Annotated in this window: 20 protein-coding genes and 1 pseudogene; 12 read left to right on the top strand and 9 right to left on the bottom strand. The window is 68.9% G+C overall.

The window, feature by feature from the left end:
- Positions 1-94, bottom strand: a pseudogene (locus A5646_RS28825) (TetR/AcrR family transcriptional regulator); the annotation flags it as partial.
- 148 nt (positions 95-242) lie between these two features.
- On the opposite strand from A5646_RS28825, the gene A5646_RS07465 reads away from it, so the two are divergent.
- Positions 243-959, top strand: a complete 717-nt coding sequence (locus A5646_RS07465) for an aldo/keto reductase (protein WP_082984665.1) — start codon at positions 243-245, stop codon at positions 957-959.
- A gap of 83 nt (positions 960-1,042) precedes the next feature.
- On the opposite strand, the gene fadD8 is transcribed toward A5646_RS07465, so the two are convergent.
- Positions 1,043-2,662, bottom strand: a complete 1,620-nt coding sequence (gene fadD8 / locus A5646_RS07470; protein ID WP_369806917.1) for a fatty-acid--CoA ligase FadD8 — start codon at positions 2,660-2,662, stop codon at positions 1,043-1,045.
- A 111-nt stretch (positions 2,663-2,773) separates the two neighbouring features.
- Between fadD8 and A5646_RS07475 the strand changes: the two genes are divergently transcribed.
- The 6 genes from A5646_RS07475 (at position 2,774) to A5646_RS07500 (ending at position 9,663) form a co-directional block, all read left to right on the top strand.
- Complete coding sequence (locus A5646_RS07475) at positions 2,774-4,378, top strand: amidohydrolase (RefSeq protein ID WP_066877744.1); 1,605 nt, start codon at positions 2,774-2,776, stop codon at positions 4,376-4,378.
- 50 nt (positions 4,379-4,428) lie between these two features.
- Positions 4,429-5,346 carry an o-succinylbenzoate synthase gene (locus tag A5646_RS07480; protein WP_231998263.1) on the top strand — a complete coding sequence of 306 codons (918 nt, stop codon included), beginning with the start codon at positions 4,429-4,431 and terminating at the stop codon, positions 5,344-5,346.
- Complete coding sequence (locus A5646_RS07485) at positions 5,343-6,128, top strand: alpha/beta fold hydrolase (protein ID WP_067020931.1); 786 nt, start codon at positions 5,343-5,345, stop codon at positions 6,126-6,128. The genes A5646_RS07480 and A5646_RS07485 overlap by 4 nt, the downstream gene beginning before the upstream one ends.
- Before the next feature lie 104 nt (positions 6,129-6,232).
- Positions 6,233-7,888 (top strand): 2-succinyl-5-enolpyruvyl-6-hydroxy-3-cyclohexene-1-carboxylic-acid synthase, encoded by a 1,656-nt coding sequence (gene menD, locus A5646_RS07490; RefSeq protein ID WP_067020934.1) that lies wholly within the window; start codon positions 6,233-6,235, stop codon positions 7,886-7,888.
- A gap of 11 nt (positions 7,889-7,899) precedes the next feature.
- Positions 7,900-8,457, top strand: coding sequence for a DUF3592 domain-containing protein (locus A5646_RS07495; protein ID WP_231998261.1), 558 nt, complete (start codon positions 7,900-7,902; stop codon positions 8,455-8,457).
- 51 nt (positions 8,458-8,508) lie between these two features.
- A complete protein-coding gene (locus A5646_RS07500; protein WP_067020943.1) occupies positions 8,509-9,663 on the top strand; it encodes a glycosyltransferase family 1 protein in 1,155 nt (384 codons plus the stop codon).
- Positions 9,664-9,676: 13 nt separating this feature from the next.
- On the opposite strand, the gene A5646_RS07505 is transcribed toward A5646_RS07500, so the two are convergent.
- On the bottom strand, positions 9,677-10,915 hold the full coding sequence (locus A5646_RS07505; RefSeq protein ID WP_067020946.1) for a cytochrome P450: 1,239 nt from the start codon (positions 10,913-10,915) through the stop codon (positions 9,677-9,679).
- A gap of 194 nt (positions 10,916-11,109) precedes the next feature.
- Between A5646_RS07505 and A5646_RS07510 the strand changes: the two genes are divergently transcribed.
- The gene (locus tag A5646_RS07510) at positions 11,110-14,283 is read left to right on the top strand and encodes an adenylate/guanylate cyclase domain-containing protein (protein ID WP_067020949.1); all 3,174 of its coding nucleotides are present in this window, start codon (positions 11,110-11,112) and stop codon (positions 14,281-14,283) included.
- A gap of 7 nt (positions 14,284-14,290) precedes the next feature.
- Here A5646_RS07510 and A5646_RS07515 read toward each other — a convergent pair whose 3' ends face one another.
- The 3 genes from A5646_RS07515 to A5646_RS07525 all read right to left on the bottom strand — a co-directional run bounded on the left by A5646_RS07515 (position 14,291) and on the right by A5646_RS07525 (position 17,037).
- Positions 14,291-15,778 carry an FAD-dependent oxidoreductase gene (locus tag A5646_RS07515; RefSeq protein ID WP_067020952.1) on the bottom strand — a complete coding sequence of 496 codons (1,488 nt, stop codon included), beginning with the start codon at positions 15,776-15,778 and terminating at the stop codon, positions 14,291-14,293.
- An 83-nt stretch (positions 15,779-15,861) separates the two neighbouring features.
- Complete coding sequence (locus A5646_RS07520) at positions 15,862-16,053, bottom strand: CsbD family protein (protein ID WP_066866423.1); 192 nt, start codon at positions 16,051-16,053, stop codon at positions 15,862-15,864.
- A gap of 159 nt (positions 16,054-16,212) precedes the next feature.
- On the bottom strand, positions 16,213-17,037 hold the full coding sequence (locus tag A5646_RS07525; RefSeq protein ID WP_066877580.1) for an SDR family oxidoreductase: 825 nt from the start codon (positions 17,035-17,037) through the stop codon (positions 16,213-16,215).
- A 57-nt stretch (positions 17,038-17,094) separates the two neighbouring features.
- Here A5646_RS07525 and A5646_RS07530 point away from each other — a divergent pair, with 57 nt between their 5' ends.
- On the top strand, positions 17,095-17,787 hold the full coding sequence (locus A5646_RS07530) for a demethylmenaquinone methyltransferase (RefSeq protein ID WP_066877582.1): 693 nt from the start codon (positions 17,095-17,097) through the stop codon (positions 17,785-17,787).
- A gap of 7 nt (positions 17,788-17,794) precedes the next feature.
- Here A5646_RS07530 and A5646_RS07535 read toward each other — a convergent pair whose 3' ends face one another.
- Together A5646_RS07535 and menJ are read right to left on the bottom strand one after the other, a co-directional pair.
- Positions 17,795-18,211, bottom strand: a complete 417-nt coding sequence (locus tag A5646_RS07535; RefSeq protein ID WP_066866417.1) for a DUF732 domain-containing protein — start codon at positions 18,209-18,211, stop codon at positions 17,795-17,797.
- A 112-nt stretch (positions 18,212-18,323) separates the two neighbouring features.
- The gene (menJ, locus tag A5646_RS07540) at positions 18,324-19,562 is read right to left on the bottom strand and encodes a menaquinone reductase (RefSeq protein WP_066877584.1); all 1,239 of its coding nucleotides are present in this window, start codon (positions 19,560-19,562) and stop codon (positions 18,324-18,326) included.
- A gap of 22 nt (positions 19,563-19,584) precedes the next feature.
- Between menJ and grcC1 the strand changes: the two genes are divergently transcribed.
- The 3 genes from grcC1 (at position 19,585) to A5646_RS07555 (ending at position 21,895) form a co-directional block, all read left to right on the top strand.
- Entirely contained in the window at positions 19,585-20,592 is a 1,008-nt protein-coding gene (gene grcC1, locus A5646_RS07545; protein WP_066877586.1) for a nonaprenyl/(2E,6E)-farnesyl/geranylgeranyl diphosphat synthase, read from the top strand.
- A gap of 157 nt (positions 20,593-20,749) precedes the next feature.
- Positions 20,750-21,613: a zinc metalloprotease HtpX gene (gene htpX, locus A5646_RS07550; RefSeq protein ID WP_066866411.1), complete on the top strand. Its 864-nt coding sequence runs from the start codon at positions 20,750-20,752 to the stop codon at positions 21,611-21,613.
- A 57-nt stretch (positions 21,614-21,670) separates the two neighbouring features.
- Complete coding sequence (locus A5646_RS07555) at positions 21,671-21,895, top strand: helix-turn-helix transcriptional regulator (RefSeq protein WP_067020956.1); 225 nt, start codon at positions 21,671-21,673, stop codon at positions 21,893-21,895.
- Positions 21,896-21,949: 54 nt separating this feature from the next.
- Here A5646_RS07555 and A5646_RS07560 read toward each other — a convergent pair whose 3' ends face one another.
- The gene (locus A5646_RS07560; protein WP_067020959.1) at positions 21,950-23,503 is read right to left on the bottom strand and encodes a SulP family inorganic anion transporter; all 1,554 of its coding nucleotides are present in this window, start codon (positions 23,501-23,503) and stop codon (positions 21,950-21,952) included.
- Positions 23,504-23,714: the final 211 nt, after the last annotated feature.

A 23,714-nucleotide genomic window follows, 5' to 3' on the forward strand; every position in this document is an offset into this window, starting at 1 on the left:
CGAGCGAGACCGCCGCGCCGTGCGCGGTGAACGCCGCGGTGGCCGCCGCCAGCAGCCGTTCGCGATTGCGGCGCGCGTCCGACCTTCCCACCAAAGCGGAGGCTCCTCCGGTTCTGTTACGCTATGAATGCGGAGGCCCCTCCGCTTTCACCAGTGTGTCACCCGATCTCTTCAGGAGCACCATGACAGACCAACCCCGGCCCGGCGGCATCGGCACTCTGGGCGTGACCCCCGTCGCCCGCATGGGCTACGGCGCCATGCAACTGTTCGAGGCGACGACCGCCGACGACGCGGCCGCGGTGCTGCGTCGCGCGATCGAACTGGGCGTCAACCACATCGACACCGCGTCGTTCTACGGACCCGGCGAGGTGAACCGCCGGATCCACGCGGCACTGGCCCCCTACCCCGACGACCTCGTCATCGTCAGCAAGGTCGGCGCGCGCCGCAATCGCGAACGGCTGCTGGCGGCGGCCACCGCGGCGTTCACCGCGCACGGCGCGGCGGTCTCGCTCGAGTCGATCGCCCGCGACGCGGGGGTGGGGATCGGCACGTTGTACCGCCATTTCCCCAACCGGGAGGCGCTCGTCGAGGCCATTTACCGCGCCGAGCTCGCCGAGGTGGCCGCGGCCGCCGAGCACCTGCTCGAGCGCCATCCGCCCAAGACGGCGCTGCGCCGCTGGATGGACCGCTACGCGAGCTTCGTCGCCGCCAAGCGCGGCATGGCCGAGTCCCTGCAGGCGATCTTCGACTCGGGTGCGCTTGCGCCCAGCCAGACTCGCGACAGCATCGTGGGTGCCGTCGAGTCGCTGTTGCGGGCCGGCGCCGACGACGCGAGCCTGCGCGCCGACGTGCAGGCCGACGACGTGGTGTCCAGCCTGATCGGCATCTTCTTGGTCAGCGGTTCACCGGAGCAGACCGGGCGCATGCTCGACCTGCTGGTCGCGGGGGTGAGTCGCTGACTCGTTACGTTTGGACGCGAGCGTGAAGCTACTTGCACGTTCGGACGCGAGTGTGAAGTTAGTTTCACGCTCGCCGCTATCGCCTAGCCCACCGAGCGGGCCGCGCCCTCCCAGAACTGCGCGCGTACGGCCTTCTTGTCCGGCTTGCCCAGCCCGGTCAGCGGCAGCGAGTCGGCGAGCACCACCCGCTTGGGCGACTGCACCGAGCCCTTGCGGTCCTTGACCGCGGCCTGGATCTCGGCGGTCATCTTCTCGATCGACGCGTCGTCGCGGGGCGCGTCGGAACGCAACACCACCACCGCGGTGACGGCCTCGCCCCACTTCTCGTCGGGCGCGCCGACCACGCACACCTGGGCGATGGCCGGGTGCTCGGCGACGACATCCTCGACCTCGCGCGGGAACACGTTGAAGCCGCCGGTGACGATCATGTCCTTGACCCGGTCGACGATGAAGTAGAAGCCGTCCTCGTCCTCGCGGGCCATGTCGCCGGTGTGCAGCCAGCCGTCCTTGAACGTCTCGGCCGTCGCCTCGGGCAGATTCCAGTACCCGCCCGCCAAAAGCGGCCCGCTGACACAGATTTCGCCCGGCTCGCCCTGCGGGACCGGCTTGCCGTCCTCGCCCAGCAGCGCGACGCGGGCGAAAAGCGTTGGGCGCCCACAGGAGGTGAGCCGCTTCTCGTCGTGCTCGTTCTTGGCCAGGTAGGTGATGGCCATCGGCGCCTCGGACTGCCCGTAGTTCTGGGCGAAGATCTTGCCGAACCGGCGAATCGCCTCGGCCAGGCGCACCGGGTTGATCGCCGAGGCGCCGTAGTAGACGGTCTGCAGCGACGACAGGTCGCGGGTGTGCGAGTCCGGGTGGTCCATCAGCGCATACAGCATCGACGGCACCAGGAACGTGGCCGTAATGCGTTTCTCCTCAATGGTTTTCAGCACATCGGCCGGGTCGAACTTGGGCAGCACGTGCATCTCGCCGCCCTTGATCAGCGTGGGCAGGAAATACGCCGCGCCGGCGTGCGACAGCGGGGTGATCATCAGGAACCGCGGCTCCTCCGGCCACTCCCATTCCGAGAGCTGGATCTGGGTCATCGAGGAGATCGACTGCGCGGTGCCCATCACGCCCTTGGGCTTGCCGGTGGTGCCACCGGTGTAGGTCAGGCCGATGACCTGATCCGGCGGCAGGTCCGCGGCCACCAGCGGCTGCGGGTCGTACTTGGCCGCCTCGGCCGCCAGGTCGACCGCCACCCCACTGAGCGCCTCGGGCACCGGCCCGATGGTCAGGATCTGCTTGAGCCCGGGCACCTTCTCCAGCAGGGCCAGCGCCCGCTCGACGAACATCGGGTTGGGGTCGATGATCAGCGAGCTGATGCCGGCGTCGTTCAGCACGTAGGCGTGGTCGTCCAGCGAGCCCAGCGGGTGCAGCGCGGTGCGCCGGTAGCCGCGGGTCTGGCCGGCGCCGATGATCAGCAGCACCTCGGGCCGGTTGAGCGAGAGCAGGCCGACGGCGACGCCGGTGCCCGCGCCCAACGCCTCGAACGCCTGGATGTACTGGCTGATCCGCTCGGCCATCTGACCACCGGTCAGCGTGGTGTCGCCGAGGAACAGCACCGGCTTGGTCTTGTGGCGCTTTAGCGCGCCCACGAGCAGGTGGCCGTTGTGGGTCGGGTTGCGCAACAGGTCGGCTGTCATGGCGCCGCTCCTCCTCATCACATCGCTGAAGCATCGTCGCCGACGCGACTCATGAGCAAGACTAGAACGTGTTGCAATTTGGGTCAGCCGCGCCCTGTTGGACGCCGGCAGCCACTACGATCCCTCCCCATGGGGCAGGCAGATCTCGTCGTCACCGGAACCATCCTGACCGTCGACGAGCAGCGGCCCACCGCCGAGGCGCTCGCGATCGCCGACGGCAGGATCATCGCCGTCGGAACCCGGGCCGAGGTCGCCGACCTCGCCGGCCCCGGCACCCGGACCGTCGATTCCGGTGACGGCTGCGTCATGCCGGGTTTCGTTGAGGCACACGGACATCCGTTGATGGAGGCGGTCGCGCTGTCGGACCGCATCGTCGACATCCGCCCGGTCACCATGCGCGACGCCGACGACGTCGTCGCGGCGATCCACTCCGAGGTCGCCCGCCGCGGGTCCGACGGCGCCTTCCTCAACGGCTGGGATCCGCTGCTGCAGAACGGCCTTCCGGAACCCACGCTCGGCTGGCTCGACGAGATCGCGCCGGACAGCCCGCTGGTGATCATGCACAACTCCGGGCACAAGGCCTTTTTCAACTCGCATGCCGCCAAGCTGCACGGGCTGACCCGCGACACCCCCGACCCCAAGGGCGCGAAATACGGCCGCGACGCCGACGGCGAGCTCGACGGCACCGCCGAAGAAACCGGCGCGGTGTTCCCGCTGCTGGGCGGGGCCATCGACTTCGCCGACTATCCGCGGATGCTGCTCGCCGAGTGCGCCCGGCTCAACCGCGCCGGCCTGACCACCTGTTCGGAGATGGCGTTCGACCCGAACTTCCGCCCGGTGCTCGACCAGCTGCGCGAGCGGCTGACGGTGCGGTTGCGCACCTACGAGATCTCCAACCCACAGATGTCGACGGCCGCCACCCCCGGGCAGGGCGACGACATGGCCCGCCAGGTCGGCATCAAGATCTGGGTGGACGGCTCGCCCTGGATCGGCAACATCGACCTGTCCTTTCCCTACCTGGACACCGAAGCCACCCGGATCATCGGCGTCGTGCCGGGGTCGTGCGGCTGCGCCAACTACACCAAAGAGCAGCTGCACGAGATCGTCGGCTCCTACTTCCCGCTCGGCTGGCCGATGGCCTGCCACGTGCAGGGCGACGCCGGTGTGGACACCATCCTCGACGTCTACGAGGAGGCCCTGAAACGCCACCCGCGCGACGACCACCGGCTGCGCCTCGAGCACGTCGGCGCCATCCGGCCCGAGCAGCTGCAGCGCGCCCACGACCTCGGCGTCACCTGCAGCATCTTCGTCGACCAGATCCACTACTGGGGCGACGTGATCGTCGACGGCCTGTTCGGCGAGGAGCGCGGAAGTCGTTGGATGCCCGCGGGATCCGCGGTCGCCACCGGGATGCGCATCTCGCTGCACAACGATCCGCCCGTTACGCCCGAGGAGCCGCTGCGCAACATCAGCGTCGCGGTGACCCGCACGGCGCCGAGCGGCCGGGTGCTCGGGCCCGAGGAACGCCTGACGGTCGAGCAGGCGATCCGCGCGCAGACCATCGACGCGGCCTGGCAGCTGTTCTCCGACGACGTGATCGGCTCGCTGGAGGTCGGCAAGTACGCCGACCTGGTGGTGCTCTCGGCCGATCCGCGCGCCGTCGCGCCCGAGCGGATCGCCGACCTCGAGGTGCGGGCGACATATCTGGCGGGCCGCCGGGTCTACAGCGCGTGACGCCGACGCTGGAGGATCTGCTCGACCGCCTGCACGTGGTGGCGCTTCCGATGCGGGTCCGGTTCCGGGGCATCATGACCCGCGAGGTCGCGCTGATCGACGGCCCGGCCGGGTGGGGCGAATTCGGGGCCTTCGTCGAATACGAGCCGCGCGAGGCCGCGCACTGGCTGGCCGCGGGTATCGAAGCCGCCTACCGAACGCCGCCGCCCACCCGCCGCGAGCGCGTGCCGATCAACGCGACCGTGCCGGCCGTGGCCGCCGCCGACGTGCCGGAGGTGCTGGCCCGCTTCCCGGGGGCCGGCACGGCCAAGGTCAAGGTCGCCGAGCCGGGACAGACCCTGGCCGACGACGTCGCCCGGGTCAACGCCGTGCGTGAACTGGTGCCGACCGTGCGGGTCGACGCCAACGGCGGCTGGAGCGTCGAGGAGGCGCAGGCCGCCGCGGCCGCGCTGACCGCCGACGGCCCGCTGGAATACCTCGAACAGCCCTGCGCGACGGTCGCCGAGCTCGCGGCGCTGCGCCGCCGCGTCGAGGTGCCGATCGCCGCCGACGAAAGCATCCGCAAGGCCGACGACCCGCTGGCCGTGGTCCGCGCCGGCGCCGCCGACATCGCGGTGCTCAAAGTCGCTCCGCTGGGCGGGATTTCGGCCATGCTGGCGATCGCCGCGCAGATCGACATCCCGGTGGTGGTGTCCAGCGCGCTGGATTCGGCGGTGGGCATCGCCGCGGGCCTGACCGCCGCCGCGGCCCTGCCGCAGCTTCGGCACGCCTGCGGGCTGGGCACCGGCGGGCTGTTTCTGCAAGACGTCGCCGACGCCCTCGAGCCCGTCGACGGGACCCTGCCGGTGGGGCCGGTCAGGCCCGATCCGGAGCGGCTGCGCGCGCTGCGGGCGGCGCCGGAGCGGCGGCAGTGGTGGATCGACCGGGTCAAGGCCTGCCATCAGTTGCTTGTACCGTCGTCCGGGTGATCAACCTGGCTTACGACGACCGCGGCTCCGGTGAGCCCGTGGTCTTTATCGCCGGCCACGGCGGCGCCGGACGCACCTGGCACCCCTATCAAGTCCCCGCGTTCCTGGCGGCCGGCTACCGCGTCATCACCTTCGACAATCGCGGGATCGGCGCCACCGAGAACGCGGAGGGCTTCTCGACGCAGACCATGGTCGACGACACCGCGGCGCTGATCGAAGGCCTGAACGCGGCCCCGGCTCGCGTCGTCGGGATGTCGATGGGCGCGTTCATCACCCAGGAGCTCATGCTGGCCCGGCCCGAGCTGGTCAGCTCGGCGGTGCTGATGGGCACCCGCGGCCGCATGGACCGGGCCCGGCAGTTCTTCCGCGACGCCGAGGCCGAGCTGTCCGACGCCGGCGTCGCGTTGCCGGCCGCTTACGAGGCGAAAATTCGCCTGCTGGAGAACTTTTCCCGCAAGACGCTCAACGACGACACCGCCGTCGCCGACTGGATCGCGATGTTCTCCACCTGGCCCGTCAAGCCCACCCCGGGCATGCGCGCCCAGCTCGACGTCGCGCCGTACACCAGCCGGCTGACCGCCTACCGCAGCATCGCGACGCCGGTGCTGGTGATCGGCTTCTCCGATGACGTGCTCACGCCGCCGTACCTGGGCCGCGAGGTCGCCGACGCCCTGCCCAACGGCCGCTACGTGCAGATCCCCGACACCGGCCATCTGGGCTTCTTCGAGCGGCCCGACGCCGTCAACGCCGCCATGCTCAAGTTCTTCGCCGAGCACAACTAGGCGCCTCGCGCTGGGCGCATGACACAGGGCCTATGTTGATCGCCCGCTTCCTCCTCCCGCCCAGCGCGGCGGGCATCGTCAGCGGGCTATGACACCCTGTAGGAGTGAACCCCTCGACGACACAGGCTCGCGTCGTCGTTGACGAGCTGATTCGCGGCGGCGTCCGCGACGTGGTGCTCTGCCCCGGTTCGCGCAACGCCCCGCTGGCCTTCGCGCTGCAGGACGCCGACCGGGCCGGCCGGGTCCGCCTGCACGTCCGCATCGACGAGCGCACCGCCGGCTACCTGGCCATCGGCCTGGCCATCGCCGCCGGCGCGCCGGTGTGCGTCGCCATGACGTCCGGCACCGCCGTCGCCAACCTCGGCCCGGCGGTGATCGAGGCCAACTACGCCCGGGTGCCGCTGATCGTGCTGTCGGCCAACCGGCCCTACGAACTGCTGGGCACCGGGGCCAACCAGACCATGGAGCAGCTGGGCTACTTCGGCACCCAGGTGCGGGCCACCATCAGCCTGGGGCTGGCCGAGGACGCCCCCGAGCGGCTGGATGCGCTCAATGCCACCTGGCGATCGGCCACCTGCCGGGTGCTGACGGCCGCCACCGGATCCCGCACCGCCAACGCCGGGCCCGTGCAGTTCGACATCCCGCTGCGCGAACCCCTGGTCCCCGGTCCCGAGCCCCAGGCGGTGACCCCGCCGGGCCGCCCGGGCGGGCGGCCGTGGACCTACACCCCGCCGGTCACCTTCGACCAACCGCTGGACATCGACCTGACACCCGACACGGTCGTCATCGCCGGGCACGGCGCGGGCGCACAGCCCAACCTGGCCCAGCTGCCGACGGTCGCGGAGCCGACTTCATTTTCTGGCCAGCCCGTGCCTAACCCGCTGCACCCGCTCGCGCTGCCGTTGCTGCGGCCCAAGCAGGTGATCATGCTCGGCCGTCCCACCCTGCACCGGCCGGTGTCGGCGCTGCTGGCCGACCCGCAGGTACCGGTGTTCGCGCTGACCACCGGGCCGCGCTGGCCGGACGTCTCGGGCAACTCGCAGGCCACCGGGACGCGGGCGGTCACCACCGGCTCGCCCAACCCGGCCTGGTTGGACCGCTGCGCGCAGACCAACCGGCACGCCCTGGCCGCCGTCCGCGGCCAGCTCGCGGCGCACCCGCTGACCACCGGCCTGCACGTCGCGGCGGCGGTGGCCGACGCGCTGGTGCCCGGCGACCAACTGGTGCTCGGGGCGTCCAACCCGGTCCGCGACGCCGCGCTGGTCGGCCTGGACACCCACGGCATCCGGGTGCGGTCCAACCGCGGCGTCGCCGGCATCGACGGCACGGTATCGACCGCGATCGGCGCAGCCCTCGCCCACGAACGCCACGGCGGGCCGGACACCCCGGCACGCACGGTCGCGCTGATCGGCGACCTGACCTTCGTGCACGACAGCTCTGGGTTGCTGATCGGGCCCACCGAGCCCACGCCGCGCCGGCTGACGATCGTGGTCTCCAACGACAACGGCGGCGGCATCTTCGAACTGCTCGAGCAGGGCGACCCGCGGTTCTCCGACGTGTCGTCACGGGTTTTCGGCACCCCGCACGACGTCTACGTGGGCGCGCTGTGCCGCGCCTACCACGTGGAGAGCCGCCAGATCGAGGTCGGCGAACTGGCGGCGGCCCTCGACGAACCCGGGGCCGGGATGCGGGTGCTGGAGGTCAAGGCCGACCGGTCGTCGCTGCGCCAACTGCACGCGGCCATCAAGGCCGCGCTATGAGGCGCGCCTAGATGGCAATATCGCCAAAGGTGCTGCTGCACATACTGATTCATGGTCGCAGTGACGCGCCGCCGAAAACTCGCGTTCGGATCGTGTTGCGGTGGGCCCGAATTGCGGTGCTGATCGTCATCGGCCTGGTCACCTTGCAGTCGCTGTTGCTGGTGGCCGGCGCCTGGCGCGACGACATCGCGATCACCCACAACATGGGCGTCGCGCAGGCCGAGGTGCTCAGCGCCGGGCCGCGCCGCTCCACCATCGAATTCGTCACCCCCGAACGGGTCACCTATCGTCCCGAGCTCGGTGTGCTCTATCCGTCCCATCTGGCCACCGGGATGCGGATTTACGTCGAGTACAACAAGAACGATCCGAACCTGGTTCGCGTGCAACACCGCAACGCCGGGTTGGCGATCATCCCGGCCGGCTCGATCGCGGTGGTGGGCTGGCTGGGCGCGGCGGCGATCCTGATCGTGCTGGCGCTGCTGGACAAGTGGCTGGACCGCCGCGACGCGCCCCGAGACGGACCGCCGAGCTCGGCCGCAGACGGTGCCCGACCTGCAAATTTCGCGTGACGTATGCCAGCAGGAAACCTTGTCGACAGTCGATGCTGACACGGTAGTGATGTGCGCGTTGCCATCGTCGCGGAATCCTTCCTCCCCGAAGTCAACGGTGTCAGCAACTCGGTGATCCGGGTGCTCGAGCATCTGCGCCGGACGGGTCACGAAGCCCTCGTCATCGCCCCCGACACGCCCCCGGGCCAGCCTCGGGCGGACCGCATCTACGACGGCATTCGCGTGCACCGGGTGCCGTCGCGGATGTTCCCGAAGGTGACCAGCCTGCCGCTCGGGGTGCCCACCCCCCGGCTGGTGAAGGTGTTGCGTGGATTTGATCCCCATGTGGTGCACCTGGCCTCGCCGGCGCTGTTGGGCTACGGCGGGCTGCGCGCGGCGCGGTGGTTGGGGGTGCCGACGGTGGCGGTGTATCAGACCGACGTCCCGGGCTTCGCGGCGAGCTACGGCATCCCGATGACGGCGCGGGCCGCCTGGGCCTGGTTCCGTCACCTGCACGGGCTCGCGGACCGTACCCTGGCACCGTCCAGCGTCACGATGGAAGCTCTTGTCGCGCACCGCTTTCCGCGCGTGCACCGGTGGGCGCGCGGTGTCGACGTGCTGCGGTTCGCGCCGTCGGCGCGCAGCGAGGCGCTCCGGCGGCAGTGGTCGCCGTTGGGCAAGCCCATCGTCGGATTTGTGGGCCGGCTCGCGCCCGAGAAGCACGTCGAGCGCCTGGCCGGCCTGGCCGCCAGCGACGCGGTCCAGCTCGTCATCGTGGGTGACGGCGTCGACCGCGCCAAGCTGCAATCGGCAATGCCGGCAGCGGTTTTCACGGGCGCACTCTACGGCGACGAACTCGCCGCGGCGTACGCCAGCATGGACGTGTTCGTGCATCCCGGTGAGCACGAGACGTTTTGTCAGGTCGTGCAAGAAGCGCTGGCGTCAGGGCTGCCGGTGATCGCCCCCGACGCCGGCGGCCCACGTGACCTCGTCACCCCGTGGCGTACCGGTCTGTTGTTGGCCGTCAACGAGTTCGAACCCCGGCTGTCCGACGCGGTCGCACACCTGATCGCCGAACGGCCGCGCTACGCGCTGGCCGCCCGGCGCAGCGTGGTCGGGCGCAGCTGGCCGGTCATCTGCGACGAGCTGCTCGGCCACTACGAGGCGGTGCTCTCGCCGTTTGCCCGGCGACAACTCAGCGCGACGCGTCACGCCCAAGGCGAATGAGCTAGGGCCCCGTTCACCCAACGGGGCCGAATTCGATTGGGAGCGTAAGTGGTCCGCTCAGTCCGGTGAGGGGCTTCCATGGGGCGGGGCCGGTGCGGTGAGCGTTGGGCATGCGTTGTGCCATCACCGTCAGGGCCTCGGCGAGCTCGAGCCGAGCCAGATTGGCACCCAGGCAGTAGTGCATGCCGGCGCCGAACGTCTGCATCGGCGCCGCCGCCGCGCGGGTGATGTCCAGCCGGTCGGGGTCGTCGTAGGCGGCGGGGTCACGGTTGGCCGCAGCGGTGTTGGCGATCACCAGCGTGCCGGCCGGGATCGTGAACCCCGCTATCTCGACGTCCTCGAGGGCAGTGCGCAGGGTGGCGCCCGCAATCGGCGAATGCCGCATCGTCTCCTCGACCGCGTTGGCCGCCAGCTCGGGATGCTCGGCCAGCATCGTCCACTGGTCGGGGTGGTCGCACAGCACCTGCACCGAGGCGGCCAGCTGGTTGCGGGTGGTGTCGGTGCCGGCCACCAGCAGGCCCGCCGCCAGCATCCGCAGCTCGTCGATGCTGAGGCGGTCCCCGTCGTCCTCGGCCCGGATCAGTTCGGAGATCAGGTCGTCGGTCAGCCGGTCGCGGCGCTGGGCGACCATGTCGTCGATGTAGGCGTCGAGTTCGTCCCAGGCCGCCAAGATCGTCTCTTGGTGGCCGGCGACCTGCCAGCTGAAGGCCTTGAAGATGTCGTCGGTCCATTCCGAGAACAGCCTCCAATCCTCGGCCGGGGCGCCCAACAGCGCGCAGATGATCGGGATCGGATACTGCCGGGCGATGTCTGCGACCACCTCGCAGCGCCCGGCTGCGGTGTGGCGGTCAACGAGTTGGTTGATCACCTCGACGATGGTCGTGCCCAGCCGCGCGGTGGCTCGCGGCGTGAAAGCATGGGAGACCAGTCGGCGTAGCCGGTGATGCTCGGGCCCGTCGAGACTGATCAGGTTCGTCGCGACGCGGTCCCACAGCGGTCCGCTGGTAATCCCTTGGGAGGCAAGGAACATGCCTTGCGGTATACGGAATCGCGGGTCGCGCAGCACGGCGCGCACCAGTTCATAGGTCAGGAACTCCGGCCCGTGCGGGCCGATGGCGATCGGCGCCCGGCGGCGCGCCTCGCTGATGATCGCGTGGGCCTCCTCGAGGCTTCCGCAGAGCTCATAATCGATCGCCGGCAGGCCGGCATCGAAGACATTGGGGCAAACCGGCGGGTCAATCGTGGTGGTCATGGTGAGGCCTCAGTCGTCGGCGATGTGCTTCCATACCGAGTCTCGGCCGCACCCCCGCGCGGCACATGCGTAGCCGACTACCTGTCTTGCCCTGTCTTGCCGGCCTGGAATCAACACTCCCAAGCGGGGTGTTCAGCGGCCTATCCTTTCGGAGAACCACTGCAGACGTGGGGGCCGGATCAGCGGAGGGGCGGATGACGGCCATAGCAGCGTGCCGGACATGTGGCACCGAAACTCTTGATAACGCCCGGTTTTGTCATCACTGCGGCGCACCGGTACGCGACGATGCTAGCCGCGCCGAGTACAAACAGGTCACGGTCCTGTTTGCCGACGTGGTCCGCTCGATGGACATCGCCGCAACCGTCGGGACGGAGCGGTTGCGCGAGATCATGGTCGACCTGGCCAACCGCTGCGCGGCCGTCGTCCGGCGGTACGGCGGCACGGTGGACAAGTTCACCGGCGACGGCATCATGGCGGTGTTCGGCGCGCCGGCGGCAATGGAGGACCACGCCCTGCGCGCATGCCTCGCGGCGCTGAGCATTCAGGAAGAAGCCAAGGCGCTGGGCAACGAGGTGCAGGGCCGAGACGGTGCGACGTTGCTCGTGCGGGTGGGGCTGAACTCCGGTCAGGTGATCGCCGGTGAGCTCGGTTCTGGATCCTTCGGCTACACCGCGATGGGTGATCAGGTGGGCCTGGCCCAGCGGATGGAATCGGTCGCACCGCCGGGCGGGGTGATGCTCAGCGTCTCCACCGCGCGACTGGTTGACGAGGCGGCGGCGCTAAGCGAACCGGCGTTGGTCCGCATCAAGGGCGTCAACGAACCAGTCACCGCCCACCGGTTACTGGGCATCGGAGACCGGCACCGCGCCGCCGGTCGCGCCGACTCGAATCTGGTTGGTCGTCGGTGGGAGATGTCCGCCGTCGAGGGCTTGTTGGAGCGCGCCCTCGCCGGTCACGGCGCTGTGGTTGTGGTGGTGGGCGAACCCGGCATCGGCAAGAGCCGCCTGGCGCGCGAGGTGGCCGCGATGGCAGCGGTTCGGGGTGCGGAGGTGTTGACCGCCTGTTGTGAGTCACACACCAGCCAGGTCCCATTCCATGCCGTGGCGCGGCTGCTGCGGGCGGTCACGGGCATCGAAGGTCTTGGGGGACAGGCGGCCCGCGCGCGAGTACGGGACCGATTTCCGGACGCAGATCCCGAGGACGTGCTGCTGCTCGACGACCTGCTGGGCATCGCCGACCCGACCACCGCCGTGCCCGCGGTTGATCCCAATGCGCGTCGCAGGCGGTTGACCGCGTTGGTGCACGCCGCCAGACTGGCCCGCCAGCGCCCGGCGGTCTTTGTCGTCGAGGACGCCCACTGGATCGACGAGATCAGCGAGTCGATGCTGACCGATTTCCTCGAGGTGGTCCCGCGAACGCCCACGCTGGTGTTGGTCACCCACCGGCCGGAGTACCGGGGTGCGTTGACCCGGGTGTCCGATGCGCGCGCCATAGCCCTTGCACCGCTGAGTAATTCAGAAACGGCAGCACTGGTCACACATCTGCTCGGGCCGGACCCGTCGGTCGGTGCCCTGGGTCGCAGAGTCGCCGAGCGCGCCGCCGGTAATCCATTCTTCGCCGAGGAGTTGGTGCGTGAACTGGCCGATCGCGGTGTGCTACGAGGCGAGCCCGGTGCTTACACGTCGGCAACGGAGGTCGGCGAAGTGAGCGTGCCGGCCACATTGCAGGCGACCATCGCCGCGCGCATCGACCGCCTCTATCCGAAAGCCAAGCGCACGCTAGGCGCGGCGGCGGTCATCGGCTCGCGGTTCGGGCTGGACCTACTCACCGTGTTGGATGTTGAGCCCGAGATCGACGAACTACTGGCGGCCCAGCTCATCGATGTCGTCGGCCTCACTCGGCGCCCGGAGTATGTGTTCCACCATCCGCTCATTCACTCGGTGGCCTATGGCGCACAACTCAGATCGGATCGCTCGGAGCTGCATCGGCGGGTGGCCGCCGCAATCGAAGCCCGCGATCCGCAATCGGGGGACGAAAACGCGGCGTTGATCGCCGAACATGTGCAGGCCGCCGGTGATCTGCCCGCCGCCTACGACTGGCACATGCGCGCCGCCACCTGGGCGACCAACCGGGACATCAGCGCCGCGCGAGCGAGCTGGGGGCGCGCGGCAGACATCGCCGACACCCTGCCCGCCGATCACCCGCGCCGGCCGGCCATGCGCATAGCGCCACGCACCATGTTGTGCGGGACGGGCTGGCGAGTCCACGCCAGCCTTGCCGGTGACCGCTTCGATGAATTGCGGGAGTTGTGCAGCGCCGCGGGAGATAAGGCGTCACTTGGGATCGCAACGGCGGGGATGGTGGTTGGCTACGCGCATCAGGATCGGGTGCGCGAGGCGTCGCAGCTGGCCTCGGCTGCCTGGGCCCTGGCTGAGTCGGTCGCAGACCCGAACCTGACGGTGGGTCTGTCCTTCCCGGTGATCTACGGCAAGATCGAAAACGCCGAATGGTGTGACGTGCTGCAATGGTCACAAGCCACTATCGACCTGGCCGACGGTGATCCATCCAAAGGCAACTTCCTAGTGGGATGCCCGTTGGCGCTCGCCTTTGTGTCGCGGGGTATGGCGCGATATTCGCTGGGTCGTCGCGGATGGTCAGCAGACCTGCGCCACGGCTTGGCTATGGCCCGCCGCGCTGACGCCGCGTCCTACGCCGGGGTGGTCGGCTACATCTATCTGCTGGGAATACCGTTCGGCGTGCGCAGGCCCGATGACGTTGCGCTGCACGAGATCAAGAACGCGCTACGAGTCGCCGAGCGATCCAGCGATGACGTGGTGGTGGGATTCATCAAGGCGACGCTGGGCGTTGCGCTGGTGCACCGCGACAGCCATGACGAGCGCAGTCGGGGCCGGCAGGTGTTGGTTGAGACCGGGGAAGTGTTCTCGGGCCAAGGACACAATCTGAGCGATTTGCCGATTGTCGAGGTCTACGCGGCCCGTGAGTCGGCGAGGCAGGGAGATCACGACGCTTGCCTACCGGCGATTCGCGCCGCCGTCGACCATCTATTTCGTTGCGAACGCCTTCTGCTATGGGGCATTCCGGCCACGGCGGTTCTGGTGGAGACGCTGCTGGCTCGCGCGACCGACCATGATGTGGCTGAAGCCGAGGTCGCGATCGACCGGTTGGCGACCGCTCCGGCCGATGAGGGTTTGGCGATGCGTGACATCTGGACGTCGCGGATGCGGGCGCTGCTGGCCCGCGCCCAGGGTGACGCCTTTGCTTACACGCGATTTCGGGATGAGTATCGCGATATGGCCAAAACAGTCGGCTACGAAGGGCATATCGGCTGGGCCGAGATGCTGCCATGACGGGGTACTACGTTGTCGCGCCGGACACGCGTTGCGGACTCAATGGGCCGCAACGGATTCCGAATCGCTCCCGGACCGTGTCGAGGACGCGGCGCTGGCGCTCCCGTTCGCGGCGGTGTGTGAGCATGAACCGCGCCACAGCCGGCAGGCGGCGCGCCAGCGGATACCACTTGTCGAAATCGAGGCCGTTCTCGGCGAACACGCGGCTGGGGACGTTGTCGTAGATGAGGCTGAGGTTGTGGCCGACGAGTGCGAAGAGCACGTACGGGAACGCCAGCGGCGCCTTTTGCCGCAGATGCATCCAGTCGATTTCGTAGAGCGGGATCTCTCCGAGCTTGCCCAAGAACATCAGGTGGCCCAGGAAATACCCCATGAACGCGGGCAAGTGCAGCGTGGCCGACCGCACGTTGATGGAAACCACTGCGCCACTGGGTGATACGTAGGGCTCGTATGGGTATTCGTCGGGGAATTTGACGTAGCCCGTGCAGTTGACGATCCAACTGCCCGGTTCGATCGTCTTCGTCGATCCGCTCCGCAACACCAGATCGGTGCTGCCATTGCGGTCGACCGCATCCTCGAAATAGTCCATGACGAGATCGTTCAGGCCGGCGGAGATCGTGCGGTTCTCGGCCTGCGACAAGACGCCCAACACAAAGTTGTCCGACTGTGGGGTCAGGAACGTGCCATGGGTGGCGCGGTACCAGTCTTGGACTTCCGATTCGTTCGTGCCGTCGTACCGACGACTCAGCTGGGTCGCGACGGCGCTCGGCGGTGTGCCCGTCCACCAGCGGCGGGCGCCGCTCGGCAACAGGGTGTCGCGGCAGGAGAAGAACGTTCCGCGGCCGGCGACCATGTTGACCTGTCGACCGGGGTAGGTCGTGATCAGTGCGTGTGCGGTGTCCATCGCGGTTTTTCCGCCGCCGATGATCCACACCGGTGCATCGCTTTGCCGGATGTCGCCCGTCCGGACGTCGCAGTAGTCGGGCGACACCGAATGGACGCGCGCGCTGGAGATCTCGAGCGGTTCGTTCGGCGTGATCCCCAGGCCATACGCCTTGATCAACCGCTTGGCCTCGACCACGAGCCTGCGGCCGTCGGCGGCGCTACAGGTGGCCCGCACGATTCCGTTCTGCTCTACCTCGGACCCCAAATTCCAGCCGAAGTACTCGTCGACCTGCACTCGCTGCCGTATGACCTCGACGCAGTGTTCGAAATGGTCGAGCACCTCGCCTTTGGTCGCCAGGTAGCTGCGGTCCTTGCCGAGCGTCCACGCGATGTTGCCCGCCGTGAACATCGGGTGCGGTTGGTGCAGGCGGACGTAGGGGTAGACGTCGACCCACATGCCCCCGACGCGTGGCCGCCGGTCGATGAGGATCACCTTTTGCTCGCGGGACAGGTTTCGGCTGGCCGCGAACAGGGCGTTCAACCCGGCGATGCCGGCTCCGACGATGCAAACGTCGCAGCTCTCCACGGGCGGGAACTGGGGTGCGGACATCGGACCGCCTTTCCTCGCAGACGTCCACAATTATCTGTCCGCTGCGTGGTGGCGGGGTGAGTAATCGACTACTCCATTGCTGGCTAGACCTGTCGGCGCCGACGAGGCCGGAATGCGTCTTTGACCTTTTCACCGGCGTCCCTCAAATGGGCCGCCCGCTGGTCCGCTCTGCCCTCAGCTGCCAACGTCGGATCGTTGGTGGCGCGGCCGGTTGCCGCCTTGAGCTTGCCCGTGATCAGCCGCACCTTGTTTCGGGCCTTATCCGCGCCGCTCATAACGTGTCCCTCGATTCCGTTCCAGGTGGTACCACAGCGCTTACCCGTTTTCGGGTTCGCCGCAACTCTCTTCTCGCGTGCTATTTGTCCGCAATCGAGGACCAAATCGAGCAGGCGAGCCGACCTGGACAGGCCGTTACGACACGAATCGACGGCCGATCAGCCCTGCGCGAGCTCAGCGACGGGCTGCCATTCCTCCCAGTTGCGCAGCCGGCTCTCGTAGTCGGCCTTGGCGGTTTCCAGCGGGGAAGCGCCGAAAAACACTCGCAGCGGCGGCTTTTCGGCGTCGACCACCTTGAGCAAGGCGGCCGCGGACGCCGACGGGTCACCCGGGCTGGCCCACCGGCGGCTGCGCTCGGCCTGCACGGCGGCGCGAACGTCGTCGTAGGCCGGCAGCGGATCGGCGTGCTTGGCCGAGTCGCCGGCCCAGTCGGTGTCGAAACCGCCCGGCTCGATCAGCGTGACGTGCACCCCGAACGGAGCGACCTCCTGGGCCAGCGCCTGCGAGAAGCCCTCCAGCGCCCACTTCGACGCGTGGTAGATGCCGACCAACGGGAACGCGGTGATGCCCCCGATCGAGGACACCTGGATGATGTGGCCGCTGCCCTGCTCGCGCAGGTACGGCAGCGCGGCCTGGGTGATCCACAGTGCCCCAAAGACATTGGTCTCGATCTGATCGCGTGCGTCCCGCTCGGAGAGTTCCTCGACGAACCCGAATTGGCCGTAGCCGGCATTGTTCACCACGATGTCGAGCCGGCCGAAGTGGTCGTGCGCTTCCTTGACCGCCGCGAAGTCGGCCGCCCGGTCGGTCACGTCCAGTCGGATCGGCAGCAGCGTGTCGCCGTACTTGCCCACGAGGTCGTCCAGCGCGGCGGTGTTGCGCGCCGTGGCCGCGACCTTGTCGCCGCGCTCCAGCGCCGCGATCGTCCACGCCCGTCCAAAACCTCGCGATGTCCCGGTGATAAACCAAACTTTTTCCGTCACGCCCCCATACAACGCCGACCGCGCCACCTCATTCCCCGAACAGGTAGCGTTTGCCTGGTGAGTCGCGCGGAGCTGGACAAGGATCCCCGGGACGTCGCGTCGATGTTCGACGGCGTCGCCCGCCGCTACGACCTGACCAACACCGTGCTGTCGATGGGTCAGGACCGGTACTGGCGCAAGGCGACCCGGACGGCGCTGGCCATCGGTGCCGGCCAGAAGGTGCTGGACCTCGCCGCGGGCACCGCGGTGTCCACCGTGGAACTGAGGAAATCCGGGGCGTGGTGTGTGGCCGCCGATTTCTCGGTCGGCATGCTGGCGGCCGGTGCCGCGCGCAATGTTCCCAAGGTCGCCGGCGACGCCACCAGGCTGCCGTTCGGTGACGACGTATTCGACGCCGTGACAATCAGTTTCGGGCTGCGCAACGTCGTCGACACCCAGGCCGCGCTGCGCGAGATGGCCCGCGTCACGCGGCCGGGTGGCCGGCTGGTGGTGTGCGAGTTCTCCACGCCCACCAACACGCTATTCGCGACCGTGTACAAGGAGTACTTGATGCGGGCGCTGCCGCGGGTCGCCCGGGCGGTGTCCAGCAACCCGGACGCGTACGTGTACCTCGCGGAATCGATTCGGGCGTGGCCCGATCAGGCGGGCTTAGCGCAGCAGATCACCCGGGCCGGTTGGTCGGGGGTGCGCTGGCGCAACCTGACCGGCGGCATCGTCGCCTTACACGCCGGGTACAAACCGTTGCGCTGAGAAAGCTTTAGTGATTGCCGGCGGCCTGCACGAAGCCGACCTTGTCGGGGCAGTAATGGTCCACCGCCGCGCCGAGGAACTGGAACGCCTGGCCCTGAGTGGTGCCGCGCGGCAGGTTGCGCTGGATGAATGTGGCCGACTTGTACGCGTCGCCGTCCACGCCCCTACCGATCCGCTCGCAGGTGATCTTGCCCAGCCACGCCAGCTGGTCCTGCGGCTGGTAGATGCCGAAGCCGTTGACGGTGTTCTTGAATGGGGCGTCGTAGTCGCTCGGGGGCGACGGGGTGCGCGGCGTCGGGTATGGCGCCGTCGGTGGCGGGTCGGCCTGCGCGGGCGCGGAAAGCTGCGCCGGCCCGGCCAGCGCGATAGCAGCAGCAGCGGCGGCGGCAGCGGCTCCGATAGTAGCCAGCCTCGTTCCCTTCATTAGCTGGACTATACACGCCTCGCCGCGGGTGCGCGGACGAAAGTAGATCGACGAGCGCCGGCCCCGTGGGACCGTGACCGGCCCGCCGACCAGCGGTGATACGCACGCTCGGTCAGCTGAACGGCGTGCGGCGGTCGAGCAGCCGCGACAGCCGCCCGCCGCCGCGCCAGGCGCGGGCCACCCAGTCCGCGTCGTCGTCGGTGACCAGGTTGGCCATCACCCGCACGGCGATGGTCATCAGCGCCGTCGAGCGCATGGCGATCGGTCCGGTCGACGGCAAGAACCGCTGAAAAGTCAGCAGCAACGCCAGCCGCCGGGCGACCGAGAAGCCCCGACCGTAGTGCTCCTGCAACAGCGACGGCCACACCTGCGACAGGTCGGGGTGGTCCAGCAGCGCCGCCGCCAGCCGCCCGGTCTCGAGCCCGTAGTCGATGCCTTCGCCGTTGAGCGGGTTGACGCAGGCCGCGGCGTCACCGACGAGCATCCAGTTGGCACCGGCCACCCCCGACACCGCGCCGCCCATCGGCAGCAGCGCCGAGGCCACCGCGCGGGGCCGGCCGGAGAATCCCCACTCGTCGCGGCGCAGGTCGGCGTAGTAGTCGATCAACGGCCGCAGCGCCAAATCGGCGGGCCGCTTGGACGTCGACAACGCCCCGACGCCGATGTTCACCTCGCCGTTGCCGAGCGGGAAGATCCAGCCATACCCCGGCAACACGGCCCCCTCGGGTCCGCGCAGCTCCAGATGCGACGTCAGCCAGGGGTCGTCGGCGCGCGCGGTGGCCAGATAGCCGCGGGCGGCGACGCCGTACACCGTTTCCTGGTGCCAGCGCCGGCCCAGCTTGCGGCCCAGCGTCGACCGGGCCCCGTCGGCGACGATCAGCTGGGCGCAACTCACCTCGGTGCCGTCGGCCAACGCCACCGACCTCACCCGGCCCGACGAATCATGTTGTGCCGCAACAGCCTTGGTCCCCAGCAACATCCGTGCCCCGGAATCTTCGGCGACCTTGCGAATCCGGTCGTCCAGCTCGAAGCGGGCCACCGCGCTGCCGGTGGACGGGAACGAGGGGCCCGGCCAGTCGACCTCCACCTCGCCGCCGAACCCGCTCATCCGCAGCCCCCGATGCCGGATGCGGGTGTCCAGCCAGTCCCGCAGCCCCAGGCGCTCCAGCTCGGCGACCGCGCGGGGAGTCAGCCCGTCGCCGCAGGCCTTGTCGCGGGGAAAGCTCGCCGAGTCGACGACCAGCACCTCATAGCCCGCGCGGGCGGCCCAGGCCGCCGCCGCCGAACCGGCGGGTCCGGCGCCCACGACCACCACTTGGGCCTCGAGGGCTCGGGTCGCTCCCGTCTTCATGCACACCAGTATGTTTGGTCCCGTGAGTACTCCGGCGACGGTGGTGGCGGGCGTTGACTTCGGCGACCCGGCTTTCGCGGCGACCGTACGCGACGGCGTCGGACGGATCGAGCAGCTCATGGACACCGAACTGCGCAGCGCCGACGACATCATGACCGAGTCGCTGACCCACCTGTTCAAGGCCGGCGGCAAGCGGTTCCGGCCGCTGTTCACCGTGTTGTCGGCGCAGATCGGGCCCAACCCGGACAGCGCGGACGTGACCATCGCCGGCGCCGTCATCGAGCTGGTGCACCTGGCCACGCTGTACCACGACGACGTGATGGACGAGGCGGAAGTTCGCCGCGGCACCCCCACCGCCAACGTGCGCTGGGGCAACAACGTGGCGATCCTGGCCGGCGACTACCTGTTCGCGACGGCATCCCGGTTGGTGTCGCGGCTGGGCCCGGAGGCGGTGCGGCTGATCGCCGAGACGTTCGCCCAACTGGTGACGGGCCAGATGCGTGAGACCCGCGGGTTCGTCGAGGGATCCGACCCGATCGAGCACTACCTGAAGGTGGTGTACGAGAAGACCGCCTGCCTGATCGCCGCGGCGGGCCGGTTCGGGGCGATGTTCTCCGGCGCCGACCCCGATCAGGTGGAGCGGCTGAGCCGCCTCGGCGGCATCGTGGGCACCGCGTTCCAGATCTCCGACGACATCATCGACATCGACAGCGACTCCCACGAGTCCGGCAAGCTTCCCGGCACCGACGTGCGCGAGGGCGTGCACACCCTGCCGATGGTCTACGCGCTGCGCGAACCCGGGCCCGAAGCTGCGCGGCTGCGCGAGCTGCTGGTCGGGCCCATCGACGACGACGAGGCGGTGGCCGAGGCGCTGGGATTGTTGCGGGCATCACCGGGCATGGCCAAGGCCAAGCAGTCGCTGCAGGAATACGCGGACCAGGCGCGCCAGGAGCTGTCCCTGCTGCCCGACGTCCCGGGCCGGCATGCGCTGCAGACGCTGGTCGACTACACCATCAGCCGGCACGGCTAGTGGTGATCGCGAGCGCGGCGCAGCCGCGTGAAGCGGGTCGCCACCATTCGGCTAGCGGTGATCGCGAGCGCCCTGTGGAACCAACGGGGCCGTCTCGGGCGTTCTATGAGCTGTAATCGGCAGTAACGCGCGACCCGAGTGTTCCGAGGAGACACCGATGACCTGGCATCCGCATCACAACACGTTCAAGACGTTCGCGTTGTTGGTTGGCATGTCCGCGTTGATCGTGTTCGTCGGCTCGCTCTTCGGCAAGACCGCGATGTTCCTCGCGGTGCTGTTCGCCATCGGGATGAACGTCTACACGTACTACAACAGCGACAAGCTGGCGCTGCGGGCGATGCACGCGCAGCCGGTGTCGGAGGTGCAGGCGCCGGCCATGTACCGGATCGTGCGTGAGCTGGCCACCGCCGCGCACCAGCCGATGCCCCGGCTGTACATCAGCGACACCAACGCGCCCAACGCATTCGCGACCGGGCGCAACCCCCGCAACGCGGCGGTGTGCTGCACCACCGGCATTCTGGGCATCCTCACCGAGCGCGAGCTGCGTGCCGTACTGGGACACGAGCTTTCGCACGTCTACAACCGCGACATCCTGATCTCGTGCATCGCCGGGGCGCTGGCGTCGGTGATCACCGCGCTGGCCAACATGGCCATGTTCGCCGGCATGTTCGGCGGTAACGACCGCGACGGCGAGAATCCCTTTGCGCTGCTGCTGGTTTCGTTGCTGGGCCCGATCGCGGCGACGGTGGTCCGGTTGGCGGTGTCGCGATCACGCGAATACCAGGCGGACGAATCGGGCGCGGTGCTGACCGGTGACCCGCTGGCCCTGGCGTCGGCCCTGCGCAAGATCTCCGGCGGGGTGCAGGCGGCCCCGTTGCCGCCCGAGCCCCAGCTGGCCAGCCAGGCGCACCTGATGATCGCCAATCCGTTCCGCGCGGGCGAGCGGATCGGGTCGCTGTTTTCGACGCACCCGCCGATCGAGGACCGCATCCGCCGGCTGGAACAAATGGCCGGGCGCTAGCCCTGACCCACGTACATCGGAGTTGGACGGTGATTGGCGGTGACTGAACCCAACTCGATGGACATTCACGAAGCCGGGCTGGCATTGGATCTGCTCGACTTGATCTTCGAAACGCGCGCCGGTGCGGGGATGAACCAGGCCCAGCTGGCCGAGGCGCTGGGCACCACCCAGGCCGAGGTCGCCGCCTGGGAGGACGGGACCGAGGTGCCCCGGGGCGACGTGCTGCAACGGCTGGCGCAGGTGTGCGGCAAGCGGCTACACGTCCGCATCGACGTGGACTGACCGGCCGGGCACCCGCGGCGCCTCGTCCCCGAACCGGCTCAACCCGAGCGCCAATTATGCTGCGGCACCCGGGCTTTGGGCCTCGACCAGCGGTTGGTGCACGTCGCGGCGGCCCGTGTCGGTCCCGCCCCGGATGTGCACCGTCCCGCCCGTCGCCTCGTGCTGTTGCTGCCAGTCGGTGATCGTCTGATGGGCGGCGTGATCGAGGTAGTGGACCGCAAGGGTCACCGTCGCCGTCGCGCCCTGCGGAATCGACGCCAGCAGCCGCGTCAGCCTCGGCAGTGCCAGGAAGGTGCATGCCGCGCCCTCGATGCTCACCCGCCACTCGTCGTCGCCCACCGGCGTTGCCTCGATCTTGGCCCGGATCACCCGCCATCCGGTCAGGGCGATGGCCAGCGCGAGCCCGATCATTACGCCGTGCAGCAGGTTGAGGAAGATGACGCTGACGGCGGTCACGACGTACACCGCCAGATCGCCGTGCTTCATTGCGGTTTCGATGTGGGCCGGCTTGAGCAGCTGAATGCCGATGACGATGAGTAGTCCGGCCAACGCGGCGGTGGGGATCTCTTCGACCAGCCCGGCGAACGGGATGGTGAACAACAGGATCCAGACGCCGTGCATGATCGCCGAGGCGCGAGACTTGGCGCCCGCGTTGACATTTGTCGAGCTACGGACGATAACCCCGGTCACCGGCAGCCCACCGATGCTGCCCGACACGATGTTGGCGGCTCCCTGCCCCACCAACTCGCGGTTGAAATCGGTGCGCGGACCGTTGTGCATCCGATCGACCGACACCGCCGACAGCAGGCTCTCGACGCTGGCAATGAGCGCCACCGTGATCACCCCGATCGCGACCGCACCGAAGTTGCCGTGGGGAAGATCCGGCAATCGCAGCGCGTCCAGCGGGGAGCCCTCGAGGTTGATCCGTCGCACGTGGAACGGGAAGACCACCGAGATCACCGTCACCGCGACTATGGCGACCAGGGGACCCGGAATGCGGCGCAGTTTGGCGGGAACCCAGCGCCAGCCCACCAGGATGACGATCACCAGCACGCCTAGGATGACCCCCGGCCGGTGCGCGCCGATGATCTGGCCCGGAAGCCCGATGAGGTTGTGCCACGCCGTACTCTTGGACTTCCCGCCGAGCAACACGTGCGCCTGCTGCAGGGCGATCGTGATGCCGATGCCGGCCAGCATCGCGTGTACGACGACCGGTGAGATCGCCAGGGCCGCACGGGCGACCCGGCTCAGGCCCAGCAGCACCTGCACCACTCCGGCGGCAACGGTGATCAAACACGTTATGCCCCAACCAAAATCGGAAACCAGGTCGGCGACCACGACTGTCAGCCCGGCCGCGGGACCGCTGACCTGCAGCGGCGATCCGCCCAGCGAGCCGACGATGATGCCGCCGACGATCGCGGCGATCAGGCCGGCGAGCACCGGGGCGCCCGAAGCGATCGCGATCCCCAGCGACAGCGGGAGCGCCACCAGGAACACCACCAGCGATGACGGTAGGTCGTGCCGGATGATGCCGCGCAACCGATTGATGCGCGGTTCGCTCAGCCGACGTGCACGGGTTTTTTCGCCCGACTGTTCAACGTTGTGCATCGGTCGCGTCCCTCGATAGGAGTTAGCGGGGGATGTTCCGATATCCGCCCATAGTGCGCTCATTACTTCTTCGTAACGCGCTGGCGTACAAACGATTACGCCGGGGTGACCCGCAGGATCGCGCCCGGATACCGCTGGCCGCCTGGATTGACGGTATTTTGCTGGCAAAGACCGGTCAAGCTGGCGGGCCGTGCCCATAGAGAACGCAAAG

It is taken from the genome of Mycobacterium sp. 1245499.0, from assembly GCF_001673615.1.
Taxonomy (GTDB): Bacteria; Actinomycetota; Actinomycetes; order Mycobacteriales; family Mycobacteriaceae; genus Mycobacterium; species Mycobacterium europaeum_A.

Coding starts and splice junctions, on each gene's coding strand:
- A5646_RS07480 (WP_231998263.1), top strand. CDS start 4,429: ATGCGGGTCCGGTTCCGGGGCATCATGACCCGCGAGGTCGCGCTGATC.
- A5646_RS07465 (WP_082984665.1), top strand. CDS start 243: ATGGGCTACGGCGCCATGCAACTGTTCGAGGCGACGACCGCCGACGAC.
- menJ (WP_066877584.1), bottom strand. CDS start 19,562: ATGAAGACGGGAGCGACCCGAGCCCTCGAGGCCCAAGTGGTGGTCGTG.
- A5646_RS07475 (WP_066877744.1), top strand. CDS start 2,774: ATGGGGCAGGCAGATCTCGTCGTCACCGGAACCATCCTGACCGTCGAC.
- A5646_RS07535 (WP_066866417.1), bottom strand. CDS start 18,211: ATGAAGGGAACGAGGCTGGCTACTATCGGAGCCGCTGCCGCCGCCGCT.
- fadD8 (WP_369806917.1), bottom strand. CDS start 2,662: ATGAGGAGGAGCGGCGCCATGACAGCCGACCTGTTGCGCAACCCGACC.
- A5646_RS07505 (WP_067020946.1), bottom strand. CDS start 10,915: ATGACCACCACGATTGACCCGCCGGTTTGCCCCAATGTCTTCGATGCC.
- A5646_RS07515 (WP_067020952.1), bottom strand. CDS start 15,778: ATGTCCGCACCCCAGTTCCCGCCCGTGGAGAGCTGCGACGTTTGCATC.
- A5646_RS07495 (WP_231998261.1), top strand. CDS start 7,900: ATGGCAATATCGCCAAAGGTGCTGCTGCACATACTGATTCATGGTCGC.
- A5646_RS07555 (WP_067020956.1), top strand. CDS start 21,671: ATGGACATTCACGAAGCCGGGCTGGCATTGGATCTGCTCGACTTGATC.
- A5646_RS07520 (WP_066866423.1), bottom strand. CDS start 16,053: ATGAGCGGCGCGGATAAGGCCCGAAACAAGGTGCGGCTGATCACGGGC.
- A5646_RS07510 (WP_067020949.1), top strand. CDS start 11,110: ATGACGGCCATAGCAGCGTGCCGGACATGTGGCACCGAAACTCTTGAT.
- A5646_RS07560 (WP_067020959.1), bottom strand. CDS start 23,503: ATGCACAACGTTGAACAGTCGGGCGAAAAAACCCGTGCACGTCGGCTG.
- htpX (WP_066866411.1), top strand. CDS start 20,750: ATGACCTGGCATCCGCATCACAACACGTTCAAGACGTTCGCGTTGTTG.